The organism is Pseudomonas taetrolens, from assembly GCF_900475285.1.
In the GTDB taxonomy this organism is placed as follows: Bacteria; Pseudomonadota; Gammaproteobacteria; order Pseudomonadales; family Pseudomonadaceae; genus Aquipseudomonas; species Aquipseudomonas taetrolens.
On record NZ_LS483370.1, the window covers coordinates 3,539,231 to 3,556,110 of the forward strand.

General features: G+C 56.9%; 13 protein-coding genes, 5 tRNA genes and 1 riboswitch. Of the genes, 5 read left to right on the forward strand and 13 right to left on the reverse strand.

Annotated elements, in window-relative coordinates:
* Nucleotides 1-153: 153 nt before the first annotated feature.
* The 3 genes from DQN55_RS16315 to DQN55_RS16325 form a co-directional block, all read right to left on the reverse strand.
* Nucleotides 154-1,434 (reverse strand): MFS transporter, encoded by a 1,281-nt coding sequence (locus DQN55_RS16315; protein WP_048379131.1) that lies wholly within the window; start codon nt 1,432-1,434, stop codon nt 154-156.
* Nucleotides 1,435-1,478: 44 nt separating this feature from the next.
* Nucleotides 1,479-2,618, reverse strand: coding sequence for a mandelate racemase/muconate lactonizing enzyme family protein (locus tag DQN55_RS16320; protein ID WP_048379128.1), 1,140 nt, complete (start codon nt 2,616-2,618; stop codon nt 1,479-1,481).
* Nucleotides 2,619-2,912: 294 nt separating this feature from the next.
* Nucleotides 2,913-2,989, reverse strand: a tRNA-Arg gene (locus DQN55_RS16325).
* A gap of 612 nt (nt 2,990-3,601) precedes the next feature.
* Here DQN55_RS16325 and DQN55_RS16330 point away from each other — a divergent pair.
* The 3 genes from DQN55_RS16330 (at nt 3,602) to DQN55_RS16340 (ending at nt 6,417) form a co-directional block, all read left to right on the forward strand.
* Entirely contained in the window at nt 3,602-5,140 is a 1,539-nt protein-coding gene (locus tag DQN55_RS16330) for an NCS1 family nucleobase:cation symporter-1 (protein ID WP_048379126.1), read from the forward strand.
* A 53-nt stretch (nt 5,141-5,193) separates the two neighbouring features.
* Entirely contained in the window at nt 5,194-5,922 is a 729-nt protein-coding gene (locus DQN55_RS16335) for an aspartate/glutamate racemase family protein (protein ID WP_048379123.1), read from the forward strand.
* A gap of 255 nt (nt 5,923-6,177) precedes the next feature.
* The gene (locus DQN55_RS16340) at nt 6,178-6,417 is read left to right on the forward strand and encodes a hypothetical protein (protein ID WP_048379121.1); all 240 of its coding nucleotides are present in this window, start codon (nt 6,178-6,180) and stop codon (nt 6,415-6,417) included.
* 55 nt (nt 6,418-6,472) lie between these two features.
* On the opposite strand, the gene phnN is transcribed toward DQN55_RS16340, so the two are convergent.
* Nucleotides 6,473-7,045, reverse strand: coding sequence for a phosphonate metabolism protein/1,5-bisphosphokinase (PRPP-forming) PhnN (phnN, locus tag DQN55_RS16345; RefSeq protein ID WP_048379568.1), 573 nt, complete (start codon nt 7,043-7,045; stop codon nt 6,473-6,475).
* Nucleotides 7,046-7,310: 265 nt separating this feature from the next.
* On the opposite strand from phnN, the gene DQN55_RS16350 reads away from it, so the two are divergent.
* On the forward strand, nt 7,311-7,637 hold the full coding sequence (locus DQN55_RS16350; protein WP_048379119.1) for an Arc family DNA-binding protein: 327 nt from the start codon (nt 7,311-7,313) through the stop codon (nt 7,635-7,637).
* 140 nt (nt 7,638-7,777) lie between these two features.
* Here DQN55_RS16350 and mgtE read toward each other — a convergent pair whose 3' ends face one another.
* From mgtE to ltaE, 9 genes are all read right to left on the reverse strand, one after another.
* On the reverse strand, nt 7,778-9,220 hold the full coding sequence (gene mgtE / locus DQN55_RS16355) for a magnesium transporter (RefSeq protein WP_048379117.1): 1,443 nt from the start codon (nt 9,218-9,220) through the stop codon (nt 7,778-7,780).
* Between the two features lie 510 nt (nt 9,221-9,730).
* Nucleotides 9,731-9,807 (reverse strand) — tRNA-Arg (locus tag DQN55_RS16360).
* 71 nt (nt 9,808-9,878) lie between these two features.
* A tRNA-Arg gene (locus DQN55_RS16365) sits at nt 9,879-9,955 on the reverse strand.
* A gap of 71 nt (nt 9,956-10,026) precedes the next feature.
* Nucleotides 10,027-10,103 (reverse strand) — tRNA-Arg (locus tag DQN55_RS16370).
* A gap of 107 nt (nt 10,104-10,210) precedes the next feature.
* A tRNA-Ser gene (locus DQN55_RS16375) sits at nt 10,211-10,301 on the reverse strand.
* Between the two features lie 61 nt (nt 10,302-10,362).
* Entirely contained in the window at nt 10,363-10,551 is a 189-nt protein-coding gene (gene csrA / locus DQN55_RS16380) for a carbon storage regulator CsrA (protein ID WP_003175645.1), read from the reverse strand.
* Nucleotides 10,552-10,737: 186 nt separating this feature from the next.
* Nucleotides 10,738-11,973 carry an aspartate kinase gene (locus DQN55_RS16385; protein ID WP_048379116.1) on the reverse strand — a complete coding sequence of 412 codons (1,236 nt, stop codon included), beginning with the start codon at nt 11,971-11,973 and terminating at the stop codon, nt 10,738-10,740.
* 80 nt (nt 11,974-12,053) lie between these two features.
* The gene (gene alaS, locus DQN55_RS16390; RefSeq protein ID WP_048379566.1) at nt 12,054-14,672 is read right to left on the reverse strand and encodes an alanine--tRNA ligase; all 2,619 of its coding nucleotides are present in this window, start codon (nt 14,670-14,672) and stop codon (nt 12,054-12,056) included.
* Between the two features lie 146 nt (nt 14,673-14,818).
* Nucleotides 14,819-15,823: a low-specificity L-threonine aldolase gene (gene ltaE, locus DQN55_RS16395; protein ID WP_048379114.1), complete on the reverse strand. Its 1,005-nt coding sequence runs from the start codon at nt 15,821-15,823 to the stop codon at nt 14,819-14,821.
* A 213-nt stretch (nt 15,824-16,036) separates the two neighbouring features.
* A riboswitch (FMN riboswitch) is annotated at nt 16,037-16,206 on the forward strand.
* 131 nt (nt 16,207-16,337) lie between these two features.
* On the opposite strand from ltaE, the gene DQN55_RS16400 reads away from it, so the two are divergent.
* Nucleotides 16,338-16,850: a 6,7-dimethyl-8-ribityllumazine synthase gene (locus DQN55_RS16400; RefSeq protein WP_048379112.1), complete on the forward strand. Its 513-nt coding sequence runs from the start codon at nt 16,338-16,340 to the stop codon at nt 16,848-16,850.
* The last annotated feature ends 30 nt before the right edge of the window (nt 16,851-16,880 follow it).

Below are 16,880 nucleotides of genomic sequence, written 5' to 3' on the forward strand. Positions count from 1 at the left end.
TTGGGGAGGCTTGAATCAGCCGGTGAGTGCGTCACCTACCCACCAAGGCCTTTTGAAAAAAGCGAGCCTGCAAGGCACAGGCCCCACAGACTCGTGGTCAGGTTACAACCCGGCAGGAACGCCAGCACACTGCTGCGCAGCCAAAAAACGCCGTTATCGCATTACCGCGGCAACCGGCACTTGATGGCTTTGCCCCTTGATAGCCAGCACCACCACTAACATACCCAAGCCACATACAGCGGCCGAGATAACAAAGGCCACGTTGTAACCACCGCCATACTGCACGACCAGCCCGGTCAACGTAGGTGCGATGATCCCCGCAAGATTCGCCAGCAGGTGAACGAAACCACCGGTGCCACCCACGCGATTCTTGGGCACGATGTCCTGAATCAACGCCCAGCAAATCTGCGGGGTCACAAACAGGAAAACACTGGATACGGTGATACAGGCAACGGCCATGCCCAACGACACCACTTGCGTGGTAATCAATACGCAAGCCGCTGCTACTCCCAAGCCTACAGTGAGCATGATTTTACGGGCCAGGATCACATTGCCGAGTTTTTTGGCGAGTGCGTCTGTCATGAAACCACCGCCCAAAAAGCCCACTGCCGCGCCCAGCCAGGGGATCACCCCGATGATACTCATGCTTTTGATGTCGAGATGCTGGTAGTCCATCAAATAGCTGGGTAGCCAGGTAAGAAAAAAGTACAACACATAGTTGAAGCAAAAGAAGGCCGTCGCCACAGCCAGCACGGGCGCAGAAAAAATATAGCTGAACAGGCTGCGACCTTCTTCAACACTCTCCACCAGCACTTCTTCACGGCTGGCTCGAATCAATTCGCGCTCGGCCTCGGAGACTTTTGGGTGCTGTTCGGGCGTGTCCTTGAACATCATCAGCCAGGCCAACAACCACAATGCCCCCAGCACGGCGATGACTACAAATGACACGCGCCAGCCGAAGTTGTAAGCCACCAGCCCCACCACAGGCCCTGCCAGGGCCGCACCCAATGGTTGCCCGCAGTTAGTGAAGCCTAATGCCCGCCCTGCTTCTTCGCGGGGGAACCAGTTGGTAATCGCCTTATTGGTGGTGGTGCCCATCGGCCCCTCGCCCATGCCGAACAACACCCGGAATATCAGCAACTGAAAGTAACCGGTGATGACGGCTGTCAAACCGCAGAACAGAGACCAGCTCCCTGCCGCCCAGGCGAAAACCTTTTTCGGTCCGTATTTGTCCGCCGCCCAGCCGCCGATAAAGCACAGGGCGCAATAGCCAATGAAAAAAGAGCTGAAGATGAAGCCCATTTGCGCATCGTCGATATGCAATTCGCTTTTGAGCAGCGGCGCGACCACCGAGAGCGCCGCACGGTCCAGATAGTTGAGCATGCCGGCAAAGAACAACAAGCCGGCAATGCTCCAACGGTAATTGCCTTTCATTTTTTTATGGCCTTTTTTATTAATGGAAACAATCGAGGGGGGGACTAATCGATCAGGGCACGCTCGACGCAATAATCTTCGATGACCTGGAAATCCGGCGTGAACCCCAGACCTGCGGCAGATGGGAGTTCCATGGTCGGTTTGAATGCCAAAGCCGGGTACAACAGGCGCTCGAACTCAATGAACGGCACCTCGACTGCCACCTCACGGGGAAGCAACGTACACAGGTGAGCTACGGCCAGCAGGCCAGGACCAAAATAGAAACAGTGCGGCACAACTTTCACGCCCTGCTGTTTCGCCAGCGCAAACACCTCGAGCATGGCGCCAATGCCTCCCACTTTCGCCACGCTAGGCTGTACGACATCGATCGCTTGCTGCATGAGCAGCGTCTTGATGCCTTGCACCCCGGCAGCATTTTCACCGGCGGCCAGGGGCACGCCCTGCTGACGTACCTGAGCCAGCCCAATGGAGTCGTCGGGTGGCCATACAGGTTCTTCCAGCCAGGTCAGTTCAAGCGCCCTCAATTGCTCAGCGACTGCGCTGGCCTCGGCCACAGACCATGGGCAATTGACATCCACCATCAACTCGCCCGCTTCCACGGGCAGCGCCTGACGGGCAGCAGCAATCGCATCGATGTGGGTTTCATGCAGTTTGATCTTGCGAAAGCCCAGGTCACGAGCACGACTGACCTGCCGATAGACCTCATCAGGATCGTTGCCATAACTGACCAGGCTGGCGTACAGCTCCAGCGTTCGAGGGGTTCCCCCTAGCAATTGATGCAACGGAACCCCTGCAACCTGAGCGGCAAGATCCCACAGGGCAATATCAATCCCCGAAAGCGCGTAGACCATCGCCCCGGTAGACCCAAAGCCATGCACGGCGCGACGTACCTTCTCCAGGGTTTGCTCGCGGTCCTCAAGCGACGTCCCGATAAACATCGGAGCGACAACCGTAGCCAACGCCTTGAACGTAACCGGATTGGAGCCATGCCCGAACGCTTCACCCCAACCCACCAGGCCGGTGTCCGTCATGACTTTAAGCATCAGGCTTTCCATGCGCCGGTGGCTCGGCGAGGCCGCATTAAAGGCGTCATCGTCCTTGGCTTGGCCACGATTCTGCCGCTGGCCGGTCCCCGCACTGAACGGGACACTGATGCGGATAATTTCGATACTGCTGATATTCACAGGTCGGTCTTCCCCATTTTTATAGGATTTGTGGGTCTGCCGTAAGCACAGGTACGTTATCGTACAACACTAAAAATAGACGCGAAACATTTTGTGGCATCCGCGTACCCGACACAGATGCGTGATGGCGGCGGGCGCAATACTGGCGATCGAACAAAGGGAAAGGGAGAAACTGTCTGGAGGGGCAGGATGGTCAAAAACACATCCGAATACTTTCAAGCTCAGCTTCACATCACGCTCATGCGGGTATGAGATGAATGACCATAGGCAATGGTCGTGAAGCCTTGAAAAATATGGTGTCCCAGGCGGGGTTCGAACCTGCAACCTTCCCCTTAGGAGGGGGATGCTCTATCCAATTGAGCTACTGAGACACACTTTTTGCATCGCACAGGGCGTGCGCTGCAATCAACGGCGTGCATGGTAACGGCCTACCCTTGGTTTGTCATGTCGTCCGTGGGCTTTTTAGCTGTCGGCTCCCGCCAGGCTGGCTTCGCGGGTGTCAGTCTCGCCTGTTGGCAGCACAACAGATCACGCCCCACCGCTGCGGCAGAAAACCGTATACAAAATGTCACAGAACGGTGCACTCCAGATCGCCTTCCACAGTTTATGCATCAAAAAGTAACAACGCATTGGCTCAGCCCACACATTACCCAGCCGTAACTGTTTTGCCCCCTTGCCTTTAACGCCTTCAGCCCTTCAAAAAAAATCCTCCTATTTTTCATATTGTTAACTTCGTGCTCCTCGTCCAGCAGAAATCTCCAATGCTGAGAATCTTCTGGCTGGCATGAATATCGCTTACATCCGCACGGCACTTGTATACAAAACACACAAAAACTAGGTACATGCCGCTTCTAAACCTGAGCCAAACAACAGGCCTGTCGCGGACTTTCATAACCAGTGATGCTTGCTAAACGTGACGAAGATTTGTCGGGCCAGCGCTCATGAACAGTCATCACGCCAGCAAGGATCAGGAGCTTGCCAGAATGCGTACAAGACTCTCCCCCGCTATCGCTCTGGATTTACCTTCCCCGGTTTCAACTCCCCAACACTGCGCAGACACGCCCGCAGCCACGATGGCGCTCAGTTCGCGCCTGCATAACCACGACCTGGCGCCTACCAAAACGGAAGGCCGGCGCTGGGGCTGCTACAGTATTTTTGCGCTGTGGACCAACGATGTGCACAACATCGCCAACTACTCATTCGCCATTGGGTTGTATGCGCTTGGATTGAACGGCTGGGAAATCCTGCTCTCGCTGGCGATCGGAGCGGTGCTGGTATTCAATTTCATGAACCTGTCCGGCTATATGGGGCAGCGCTTGGGGGTGCCCTTTCCAGTCATCAGCCGGATAAGTTTCGGCATTCATGGGGCACAAATTCCAGCATTGATACGCGCTGTTATCGCCATCGCCTGGTTCGGGATTCAGACATACCTGGCCTCTGTGGTTCTGCGGGTTTTGCTGGTCGCCATACACCCCGGTTTCGCCGCCTATGACCATGATTCCCTGCTTGGACTGTCAAGCCTGGGCTGGGTGTGCTTCGTGGTGATCTGGCTCGTGCAACTGGCAATCCTGGCCTACGGCATGGAAATGGTTCGACGGTATGAAGCGTTCGCTGGGCCGGTGATTTTGTTTACGGTGATCTGCCTCGCCGCGTGGATGTACTTTCAGGCCAACGGAACCATTGCCTGGTCGAATCGCACCGCGCTGAGCACCGGTGAGATGTGGCGCAATGTATTTGCCGGGGGCGCACTGTGGCTGGCGATCTACGGCACGATGATCCTGAATTTCAGTGACTTCTCACGCTCCTCGCCCTGCTGCAAAACCATCAGGGTCGGTAACTTCTGGGGGCTGCCCGTCAATATCCTGGTGTTTGCCGGGATCACCGTCCTGCTGTGCGGCGCGCAGTTTCAAATCAATGGCCAGATCATCGAAAGCCCGACACAAATCATTGCCTCGATCCCCAACACCTTTTTCCTGGTATTGGGTTGCCTGGCGTTTTTGATCGTGACCGTCGCGGTGAACATCATGGCCAATTTTGTCGCTCCGGCCTTCGTCCTGAGCAACCTGGCGCCCAAGTACCTGACGTTCCGCCGTGCCGGGCTGATCAGCGCGACCATTGCCGTGCTGATCCTGCCGTGGAATCTCTACAACAGTCCGCTGGTGATTGTGTACTTCCTCTCTGGCCTGGGCGCCCTGCTCGGCCCGTTGTATGGCGTGATCATGGTGGATTACTGGCTGATACGAAAAGGCCGGATCGACGTGCCGGCGCTGTACAGCGAAGACCCGTCCGGCAGTTATTACTACTCGCACGGCGTCAACTTGCGCGCTGTGGCGGCGTTCGTGCCGGCGGCGCTGATCGCAATCGTCCTGGCCCTGGTGCCGGGCTTTCACACCGTGTCTCCGTTTTCCTGGCTGATCGGTGCAGGTATCGCGGCGATGCTCTACCTGATCATCGCCAAGCGCCAGCCCCACTACGTCGAAGTCAGCGGCGAGTCCATTGCGGTCGAAAACGCCAGCCATTGATTTAACGGCGGCCCGCACTGCACGGGCCGCCCTTTCTGCTCCAAGGAGAATCCATGCGAATCCTCGTGGTCAACGTCAACACCACCGACAGCATCACCCAGGCCATTGCCCGTCAGGCGCAATCAATTGCGGCACCGGGTACCGAGATCATCGGGCTGACACCTCACTTTGGTGCTGAATCTGTAGAAGGCAACTTTGAGAGTTATCTAGCGGCCATCGCGGTCATGGACTGCGTCATGTCTTACGACCAACCGTTCGATGCGGTAATTCAGGCCGGGTACGGTGAGCATGGCCGCGAGGGGCTGCAAGAATTGCTCAATGTGCCTGTGGTGGATATCACCGACGCGGCGGCCAGTACTGCCATGTTTCTGGGGCGCAGCTATTCGGTGGTGACCACACTGGATCGCACCGTGCCCTTGATCGAAGACCGTCTCAGGTTGTCCGGCCTGTCGGACCGCTGCGCGTCGGTCCGGGCCAGTGGTTTGGCGGTATTGGAGCTTGAGTCTTCGCCGCAAAGAGCACTCGAAGCCATTGTCCGCCAGGCAGAACTGGCCGTCAGTGAAGACAAGGCTGAAGTCATTTGTCTGGGATGCGGGGGGATGGCCGGGCTCGATGAGCAGATTCGTCGACGTACCGGTGTACCGGTGGTGGATGGTGTGACGGCCGCGGTGGCCATTGCAGAATCCCTTGTCCGGCTAGGGCTTTCGACCTCCAAAGTACGCACCTACGCCACACCCAGGCCCAAGGTTATTATCGGCTGGGCTGAACGGTTTGCCCGCTAGCGACGACTGCAGCCTGACTGACAAAGGTCGGAGGGGTTGAACCCTTCGACCGTCCCTCCTGCACCCGGACTCCCGGGTATCGTGCAAATTGCACTCCCCCCAAAAAGCCATCATTGCAAAATGCAACCCGACAGCACTCACACCAGCATATAACCTATTGTTTTATAAGGATTATTTTCCAGAAAATAGTTGGCACGAAGCCTGCTCTAATCAGTGCAACTCTTTACTCTGCCCACCCCTTCAGGGATGACCATCATGAACAGCGCCCTTTTAGTCTTGAATGCCCTCGCTCTGACCGTGCTGCTGGTGCCCCACTTTCAACCCGCCCCATCCACGGCGGTCCCGGAGGTCGAGGTTGCAGGTACTTACACCAAACCACTGAAACCGCAGCCAGAATGGGCTGTGATGACGGGCGTCAATGGCTCCGCGGCCCATTTGGTCAGCTCACAACCTGTGGTCAGCCAGAGCCCCCAGGGCGAACATTGGTTTTTTTGATCCGAGCCCGGCTCGCCCCTGACTGAGCGGACGCCGGATCAAGGGTGAGGCGCTGTTACGTCGAGGGCGTTAACGCGGCATCGATCAACCCCAACAAGGCTTGAACCCCTGCTTCCAGCGTTGACGAGTTATCCAGTCGCTGCACGGAGCTGCCACTCGGAGCGCCCTCACCGTCAATAAACAATTCATTGCGCTTGAGCCGGGTGTTGATTTCGTCCGGTGTCTCGCGACCACGCGCCTGCAAACGCCTTTGCAGCACCCCGGCATCCACAGTTACCCTGATTGCCAGCAGATCCGGGTAACGGGCACGAGCGTGTTCAAGATGCGCCCTCGATCCGTTGATCAACACGTGGCGCCCAGCCTGCAGCCAGTCGTCAATCTGCACGGGAATGCCATACTCAAGGCCGTTGGCTTGCCAGTCCAGGGCAAAGGCCCCTTGCGCCTTGAGCGCACCGAAGGCCTCACGCGAGACGCCCTGTGCATCCTCGCCGACGGCCTCTGCCGAGCGCGTAATCACCCGCTGCACCACTTCACATCCGCGCGCTGCCAGTTGAGGGCGCGCTGCATCGATCAAGCTGTCTTTGCCCGAACCCGAAGGCCCCATCAAATAGATCAACTTACCTGGCACTTTTTGCATCTCCCACAGTGTTTAGATCAGCAAAAAGCCCGCAAACGACTCAAAAAATCGTTCTCTAGTGCCAATCACTACTGGCATAACGCCTTGGTCCAGTTCAATATTTGTCACAGAATTGACGCCAAGGAAGTGTCGAGCTTGAGGCATGATGCTCGCCTCCTAGCAATTCAGGTTGAACATTTGGCCGTAAAGGTGGTCCTAAAACACATCGTGCGGCCAATTCCCCAGAACCGCTCCCCTGAACTAACCGGTTAACTATATGCGCCCATTGAAACAGGCAATTTATTCTAGCCGTACGGCTGACAAGTTCGTCGTACGCCTGCCAGACGGAATGCGCGAGCGCATTGCTGAAGTGGCCCGCAATCACCACCGCAGCATGAACTCTGAAATCATTGCCCGCCTGGAGCAAAGCCTCATTCAGGAAGGCGCACTGGGTGAAGAACTCAGCATGCGCATGGACAGCCCCGAGCTCTCACTGAATGAACGCGAATTGCTGCAACGCTTCCGCCAGTTGTCCCATCGTCAGCAAAACGCTCTGGTTTCGCTGATTGCTCATGATGCCGAAGCCACATCCAGCGCATCCTGATATAAACCAGACACTAAAAAGCCAGCACTGCGCTGGCTTTTTTTATGGTCGCGATTCAGCGCCCACTCCACAACGAATACGATAGTGCCCCGCAACCTGAACGGCCTGAACCGATATTGATCTGTTCAGGCCGTTGTTCATCAGAGCAGGAAGATTGTCGCCAGCCCCAGAAAGATAAAGAAGCCGCCACTGTCAGTCATGGCCGTGATCATCACGCTCGCCCCCATGGCCGGGTCACGCCCCAACCGGGCAAGGGTCATGGGGATCAACACGCCCATCAGAGCGGCCAGCAGCAGGTTGAGGGTCATGGCCGCGGTCATGACCACACCCAGTGACCAGCTGCCGTAAAGCAGATACGCAACGACACCGATCACCCCGCCCCACACCAGGCCGTTGATCAAGCCCACGGCCAGCTCCTTGCGCATCAAGCGCGAGGTACTGCCGGTGTTGACCTGATCCAGCGCCATCGCCCGCACGATCATGGTAATGGTCTGGTTGCCCGAGTTGCCGCCAATCCCGGCCACAATAGGCATCAGAGCAGCCAGCGCCACCAGCTTTTCGATCGAGCCTTCGAACAGGCCGATCACCCGCGAAGCGATAAATGCAGTGACCAGGTTGATTGCCAGCCAGGCCCAACGGTTACGCAGTGATTTCCAGACCGAAGCGAAGATGTCTTCTTCTTCGCGCAGACCGGCCATGTTGAGGACTTCGCTTTCGCTCTCCTCACGGATCAGGTCAACCATCTCATCGATGGTCAAACGACCAATCAGCTTGCCGTTCTTGTCGACCACCGGAGCCGAGATCAAGTCGTAACGTTCAAATGCCAGCGCTGCGTCGTAGGCATCTTCATCCGGATGAAAGCTCACCGGATCATTGGCCATGACTTCAGACACTTGCTTTTCAGGGTCGTTGACCAGCAGACGCTTGATCGGCAGCACACCCTTCAGCGCACCGTCGTAATCAACCACAAACAGCTTGTCGGTATGGCCCGGCAACTCCTTGAGACGACGCAGGTAACGCAATACCACTTCAAGGCTGACGTCCTCACGGATCGTCACCATCTCGAAGTCCATCAGGGCGCCGACCTGATCCTCGTTATAGGACAATGCGGAGCGAACGCGCTCACGCTGCTGGCCATCGAGGGTTTCCATCAGCTCATGGACGACGTCCCGTGGCAGCTCAGGGGCCAGATCCGCAAGTTCGTCGGCGTCCATCTCCTTGGCAGCGGCCAGGAGCTCATGATCGTCCATATCGGCGATCAGGGTTTCACGCACAGAGTCCGATACTTCAAGCAGAATGTCGCCATCGCGATCAGCCTTGACCAATTGCCAAACCGTCAGACGGTCGTCCAGTGGCAATGCTTCAAGGATGTAGGCAACGTCCGCGGAGTGCAGGTCTTCCAGTTTGCGCTGGAGCTCAACAAGGTTTTGCCGATGGACCAGGTTTTCAACCCGATCATGGTGCTGGCCTTCCTGACGATGAGTCAGGTCTTCGACCACACGCTGGCGATTAAGCAGCTCAATAACTTGAGCGAGGCGGCTTTGCAGGCTGTCTTGCGTTTTCTTTACTTCAACTTCGGTCATAGGCGAACTCCACTCCCAGCAGCAGGGCACGCCGGAAGGATCAATCAGTCAATTCGTGATTGGAAAAACGGGATACTGAGTTACTACTGGGTAAGTCCATGGAGGTATTCCACAAGCCCCGGCGGGGCTGACGGGCGCAATCATACACGGCTTCAAAATTAATGAGGCAAAAATCTCGGGATAACAAATGCTTGGAGGGACGTTACGGGATTTTGTCTGCCTGACAGGGTATGCGACGCCGAGTCATCGCAGCGGAGCACAAAAGCTGCACCTCAAGCCACATGCGTAGCCGCTGCGGCAGACCGCGATGAGCTGCATGGCAACCCTGCTGCTTTAAAAGCGAAGCCCCTTCAGGCCTTTTATCGCAGCCTTCATACCTCGCCAGCCGCTACAGTAATCATCAGACAAGTCTGTGACGTTACAAGTTCGCGCTGATCTGCAGAGGCATGTGCGATCCACTCAAATCGCAGATAGCAAAAAGCCCGCATAGAATGCGGGCTTTTTGGTGTTTGGTGCACTCGACAGGATTCGAACCTGTGACCGCTCGGTTCGTAGCCGAGTACTCTATCCAGCTGAGCTACGAGTGCAAGTTGTGTTTGTTAGACCAGGCCACCGCTGGTTGAAGCAAAGTTAACTGCCTGAGCAACTAACTCTTAAATGGTGCACTCGACAGGATTCGAACCTGTGACCGCTCGGTTCGTAGCCGAGTACTCTATCCAGCTGAGCTACGAGTGCAAGTTGTGTTTGTTAGACCAGACCACCGCTGGTTGAAGCAAAGTTAACTGCCTGGGCAACTAACTCTTAAATGGTGCACTCGACAGGATTCGAACCTGTGACCGCTCGGTTCGTAGCCGAGTACTCTATCCAGCTGAGCTACGAGTGCATTTGAAGCTGCGTATTATAGACCGTTGAATCTCTCTGCCAAGTACTTTTTTCAATAAACTCAACAACTTACTGAAATGGCTAGATTCGAACGTGCTACATGAATAATGGCGGAGAAGGGGGGATTCGAACCCCCGACACCCTTTTGAGATGTACTCCCTTAGCAGGGGAGCGCCTTCGGCCACTCGGCCACCTCTCCGCAACACGGGGCGTATAATAACCAGCCTTTTCCCCGTATGCAACCAAAAACTTAAATAAAATTAGAGACTTGGTTCTTCATCCTTTTCTTTCTTGATCCGGAGGTAGATTTCCTCACGGTGTACGGCCACTTCCTTGGGAGCATTCACTCCAATTCGCACTTGGTTTCCTTTGACGCCCAGCACGGTCACAGTAATTTCGCCGTCGCCTATGATCAGGCTTTCTGCGCACCGGCGAGTCAAAATCAGCATACGTTTCTCCTCACGCAATTCATTTCAGGAACAACAGTCTGCAAAAAAAAAGGGCGGCGGACTACTAGCTAAACAGCTAAAGCCCTCCGCTCCTTCGTATTGATCAGCGTGACGAAACGAAAGGTATTCGAACACGCTCATCAAAAAACAAAGGGCGCGGATCAACCGCGCCCTTTGGGCAACGCGTTACTCACCCTGTCGGGCAGGTGCATCCAGCTCAAAAGCAGTGTGCAGGGAACGCACGGCCAGCTCCAGGTACTTCTCTTCGATGACCACGGAGACTTTGATCTCGGAGGTCGAGATCATCAGGATGTTGATGCCCTCTTTGGCCAGGGACTCGAACATGCGGCTGGCAACGCCCGCGTGAGAGCGCATGCCCACACCGACAATCGACACCTTGGCAATGTTGGTATCACCCACCACTTCGCGCGCACCGATCTCACGGGAGGTGTTTTCCAGGATCAGCATGGCTGCCTGGTAGTCATTGCGGTGAACCGTGAAGGTGAAGTCGGTGGTGTTGTCGTGTGCAACGTTCTGCACAATCATGTCGACTTCGATATTGGCCGCACTGATCGGGCCCAGGATCTTGAACGCCACGCCCGGTGTGTCTGGCACGCCACGGATGGTCAGCTTGGCTTCGTCGCGATTGAAAGCGATGCCAGAAATGATCGGCTGTTCCATGGATTCCTCTTCATCGATAGTAATGAGGGTACCCGGACCCTCTTTGAAGCTGTGCAATACGCGCAGCGGAACGTTGTACTTGCCTGCAAACTCGACAGCACGGATCTGCAACACCTTGGAACCCAGGCTGGCCATTTCCAGCATTTCTTCAAAGGTGATCTTTTCCAGACGCTGCGCCTGCGCCACAACCCGCGGGTCAGTGGTGTAGACGCCGTCGACATCGGTGTAGATCTGGCATTCATCAGCCTTCAAGGCTGCCGCCAGTGCAACACCGGTCGTATCGGAGCCACCGCGACCGAGGGTCGTGATATTGCCCTGCTCATCAACACCCTGGAAACCTGCCACCACCACCACACGACCGGCCTTGAGATCAGCGCGAATCTTCTGATCATCAATTTGCAGGATCCGGGCCTTGGTGTGCGAGCTGTCAGTGAGAATGCGCACCTGGCTACCGGTGTAGGACACCGCAGGTACGCCACGCTTGTTCAGCGCCATGGCCAGCAAGCCGATCGTCACCTGCTCACCGGTGGATACGATCACATCCAGTTCACGCGGCAACGGCTGATCGCTGATCTGTTTGGCCAGCGCAATCAGGCGATTGGTCTCGCCACTCATCGCCGACAGGACAATAACCAGGTCATTGCCGGCTTCGCGAAACTTCTTAACCTTATCGGCGACCTGCTCGATTCTCTCGACAGAGCCAACCGAGGTGCCTCCAAATTTCTGTACGATCAAAGCCATTTCAAAGCAGCCTCAGCCCATAAAGGGCGCCCATTTATCATTCAAACAACGCGCCGCCACCAGACGACGCGTGCTGGACCTCAGATACCCTGTTCGACAAATGGCACAGTCAGGGCCAACGCAGCGTCCAGGGCCGCAGCATCAACACCGCCACCCTGCGCCATATCCGGACGACCACCGCCCTTCCCGCCCACTGCCGCAGCAGCCTGCTTCATCAAATCACCGGCTTTGAGTTGGCCAGTCAGGTCCTTGGTTACGCCTGCAACCAATACAACCTTGTCCTCATGAACACTGCCGAGCAGGATCACTGCACGACCGAGCTTGTTCTTCAGCTGGTCTACCAGCGCCAGCAGCGCCTTGCCATCCTGACCGTCCAGGCGAGCGGTCAGCACTTTCACGCCTTTTACGTCCACTGCCGACGATGACAGATCGTCACCGGCAGCGCTTGCGGCCTTGGCCTGCAATTGTTCAAGTTGCTTCTCCAGCTGGCGATTGCGCTCCAGCACGGACGACAACTTGTCGAGCAGGGTTTCACGGGAACCCTTGATCAGGGTTGCCGCTTCCTTGAGCTGCTCTTCGGCTGCATTGAGGTAGGCCAGTGCTGCCGCACCGGTAACGGCCTCAATCCGGCGAATACCCGAGGCTACACCGCTTTCGCTGATGATCTTCATCAGGCCGATGTCACCGGTGCGCTTGGCGTGGATACCGCCGCACAGTTCAACCGAGAAAGCGCCGCCCATGCTCAGCACGCGTACGCTGTCGCCGTATTTCTCGCCAAACAGCGCCATGGCGCCTTTTTGCTTGGCAGTCTCGATGTCGGTCTCTTCGGTCTCGACCGGGGTGTTCTTGCGAATCTCGGCGTTGACGATATCTTCCAGGGCCTTGATCTGCTCTGGCTTGATGGCTTCAAAGTGGCTGAAGTCAAAACGCATGCGCTGACTGTCGACCAGCGAGCCCTTTTGCTGAACGTGCTCGCCCAGCACCTGGCGCAAGGCGGCATGCAGCAAGTGGGTCGCCGAATGGTTCAACGCCGTGGCGTGACGCACATCGGCATCCACACGGGTTTCTACGACTTCGCCAACCTTCAGGCCGCCTGCAGCCACCATACCGTGGTGCAGGAAAGCGCCACCGGCTTTTGTCGTGTCGCGCACGTCAAAACGGGCAGCACCCGCTTGCAGGTAACCGCAGTCACCGACCTGGCCACCAGACTCGGCGTAGAACGGGGTTTGATCGAGAACAACCACACCCTCGTCGCCTTCATTCAGGCTGGCAACCGATTGGCCGTCTTTATAGAGCGCTACAACCTTGGCCGAGCCCTGGGTCGCACTGTAACCGATGAACTCGGTTGGCACGTCGACCTTGACCAGTGTGTTGTAGTCCAGCCCGAACGAGCTGGCCGAACGTGCGCGAACACGCTGGGCTTCCATCTCGCGCTCGAAGCCTTCTTCGTCCACGGTCAGGTTACGCTCACGGGCGATGTCGGCCGTCAGGTCCATCGGGAAGCCATAGGTGTCGTAGAGCTTGAACACGACATCGCCCGGCACCACGGTGCCCTTGAGCTCAGCCAGATCCAGCTCGAGGATTTTCAGACCCTGCTCCAGGGTCTTGGAGAACTGCTCTTCTTCAGCTTTGAGTACGCGTTCGATGTTGGACTGCTCGCGTACCAGCTCCGGGAAGCTGCCACCCATCTCGGCCACCAGGGCCGCGACGATCTTGTAGAAGAAGTTACCGGTCGCACCCAGCTTGTTGCCGTGACGGCATGCGCGGCGAATGATGCGACGCAGCACGTAGCCACGACCTTCGTTGGAAGGCAGTACACCATCAGCGATCAGGAAGCTGCACGAACGGATGTGGTCAGCCACAACCTTCAGCGACGCCTGGCCCTCATTGGCACAACCGATCGCTTCAGCCGATGCCTTCAGCAGACTCTGGAACAGGTCAATGTCGTAGTTGGAGTTAACGTGCTGCATGACCGCACTGATCCGCTCCAGGCCCATGCCGGTGTCGACCGACGGAGCTGGCAACGGATGCAACACGCCATCGGCGGTGCGGTTGAACTGCATGAACACGTTGTTCCAGATTTCAATGTAACGATCACCGTCTTCGTCTGGCGAGCCCGGTGGACCACCCCAGATTTCAGGGCCGTGGTCGTAGAAAATCTCGGTGCACGGGCCACACGGACCAGTGTCGCCCATGGTCCAGAAGTTGTCCGACGCGTACGGTGCGCCCTTGTTGTCGCCGATACGGATCATGCGCTCGGCAGGCACGCCGACGTCTTGGGTCCAGATATCGTAGGCTTCGTCATCGCTGGCGTAGACAGTCACCCAGAGCTTGTCTTTCGGCAGCTGCAATACGCCGGTCAGAAAGGTCCAGGCGAAATTGATCGCGTCTTTCTTGAAGTAATCGCCAAAGCTGAAGTTGCCGAGCATTTCAAAAAAGGTGTGGTGACGCGCGGTGTAACCGACGTTTTCCAGGTCGCTGTTCTTGCCGCCGGCGCGCACGCACTTCTGGCTGCTGGTCGCTCGGGTGTAGGCACGTTTTTCTTGACCCAGGAAACAGTCCTTGAACTGGTTCATCCCCGCGTTAGTGAACAGCAGGGTCGGGTCGTTATTCGGGACCAAGGAGCTGGAAGGGACACGGGTGTGACCTTGCTCCTCGAAGAAGCGAAGGAAGGCTTCACGGATTTCTGCGCTTTTCATAGGTTCTTCCACGGAGGCTGCGGCCAGAGGCAAGTAAATCACGTCAATCGACAGTGCGACTCGCAAAGGGCCGCATTATATCGGCCCTTCGCCCCGGGTACAGCGTGTTTATACGATAGCGACAAGCAATTGGACGGATTGCAAGCTCATTGGCGGGAAAAATCAGCAAAAACGTCGACCACTTGCTCAATCTGCGCACGACTGACATCCATGTGCGTCACCATGCGCAGTCGCGCAGCCGCACTCAAGCGAATGCCGCGTGCGGCCGCAAAGGCTTTGAGCGCGTCACACCGCTCACCCACCTGAACGTACACCATATTGGTCTGTACCGGCTCGACCGCATAACCCGAGGCGCGCAAGCCGTCCGCCAGCAACCGGGCATGGGCATGGTCATCGGCCAGACGCTCAACCTGATGATCCAGCGCATACAGCCCGGCAGCCGCCAACTGACCGGCCTGGCGCATGCCTCCCCCGACCATTTTGCGCAAACGCCGGGCTCGTGCGATCAAGTCAGCCGTGCCGCACAGCACCGACCCCACTGGCGCGCCCAGGCCCTTGGACAGGCACACCGACACCGAGTCGAAATACCGGGTAATTTCTTTCGCGTCCACGCCCATTTCTACCGCCGCGTTGTACAGCCGCGCGCCATCAAGGTGCAGCGCCAGGCCATGTTCGCGGGTCAGGCGACTGGCGGCGGCCAGGTACTCGGCGGGCAGCACTTTGCCTTGCATGGTGTTTTCCAGCGCCAGCAAACGGGTGCGGGCGAAGTGAAAATCGTCGGGTTTGATGGCCGCGGCCACCTGTCCCAGGTCCAGCGAACCATCCGCCAGGACTTCCAGCGGCTGCGGCTGAATAGAACCCAGAACGGCCGCACCGCCGCCTTCATATTTGTAGGTATGGGCCTGCTGACCGACGATGTACTCATCGCCACGTCCGCAATGGGCCATCAGGGCCAGCAAATTGCTCATGGTTCCCGACGGCACGAACAGCCCCTCGGCAAACCCCAGGCGCAATGCCAGCTCGCTTTCCAGCCTGTTCACCGCCGGATCCTCGCCATACACATCATCCCCAAGCGGGGCCTGCACCATAGCCTCGCGCATGCCGACGCTAGGCTGGGTCACTGTGTCACTGCGAAGATCGATGTCAGTCATTTGGAAGCCTCGGCCATGTCAAAGGAGCCTTGATGCTAATCGCACGAATCCCTGTCTAACAAGGGGACTACAGCCCATAACCGTCACATTTCGGGCATTGCGGGTCATGCGCGGACAAACCGATCTGAAATCTTGATGGCTATTAGCAAAAAGCATCGATGCATCCGTGAAATATATGTGATACAAAATGTCCGCCGCCAGAAAGGCTGGTGGCAACGTTCTCAGGGCGGGGTGTAACTCCCCACCGGCGGTAATGGCGCGCAATGCGTCTAGCCCGCGAGCGCTTGACAGCGCCGACAGCTTTGGCTGAGGCATGGCAAGGTCAGCAGACCCGGTGTGATCCCGGGGCCGACGGTCATAGTCCGGATGAAGAGAGAACGGGATTGGCGCCAAAGGGCCGTCAATCAGGCGGGGATGTACCGATGCAGAATCGCTCTGTATGACCCGCCTGAACGCACCCTTAAATCCCATTCGATTCATATGCCCTGTTTTTCACACAAACAGGAGTCAGAACATGCAACCCACCGCAATCGACAGCAAAAGCAAAAACCACCACAACGAGCGTGTAGCGTTTATCCAGGCCTGCTGGCACAAAGAGATTGTCGACCAGAGCCGCAAAGGCTTCCTGGCCGAAATGCTGGTGCAGGGTTATCAGGAAAGCGATATCGATTTCTATGAAGTGGGTGGCGCGTTTGAAATCCCGCTGCACGCCAAGCTGCTGGCCAAGACCGGCCGCTATGCCGGTATCGTCGGGGCCGCACTGGTGGTCGATGGCGGCATCTACCGTCATGACTTCGTTGCACAGTCTGTCGTCAGCGCTCTGATGCAGGTTCAACTGGAAACCGAAGTCCCGGTATTCTCGGTAAGCCTGACACCGCATCACTTCCATGCCGGCGAAGAACACCAGAATTTCTACTTTGAGCACTTCGTGCACAAAGGCCAGGAAGCCGCAAAAACCTGCGTCGATACCCTGCAGAAAATCCGCAACATCAAGCGCATGGATACCCAGCAAAAACGCGCAGTGTAATTGCCCTGCCAACAAAAACAGGCCCTTTCA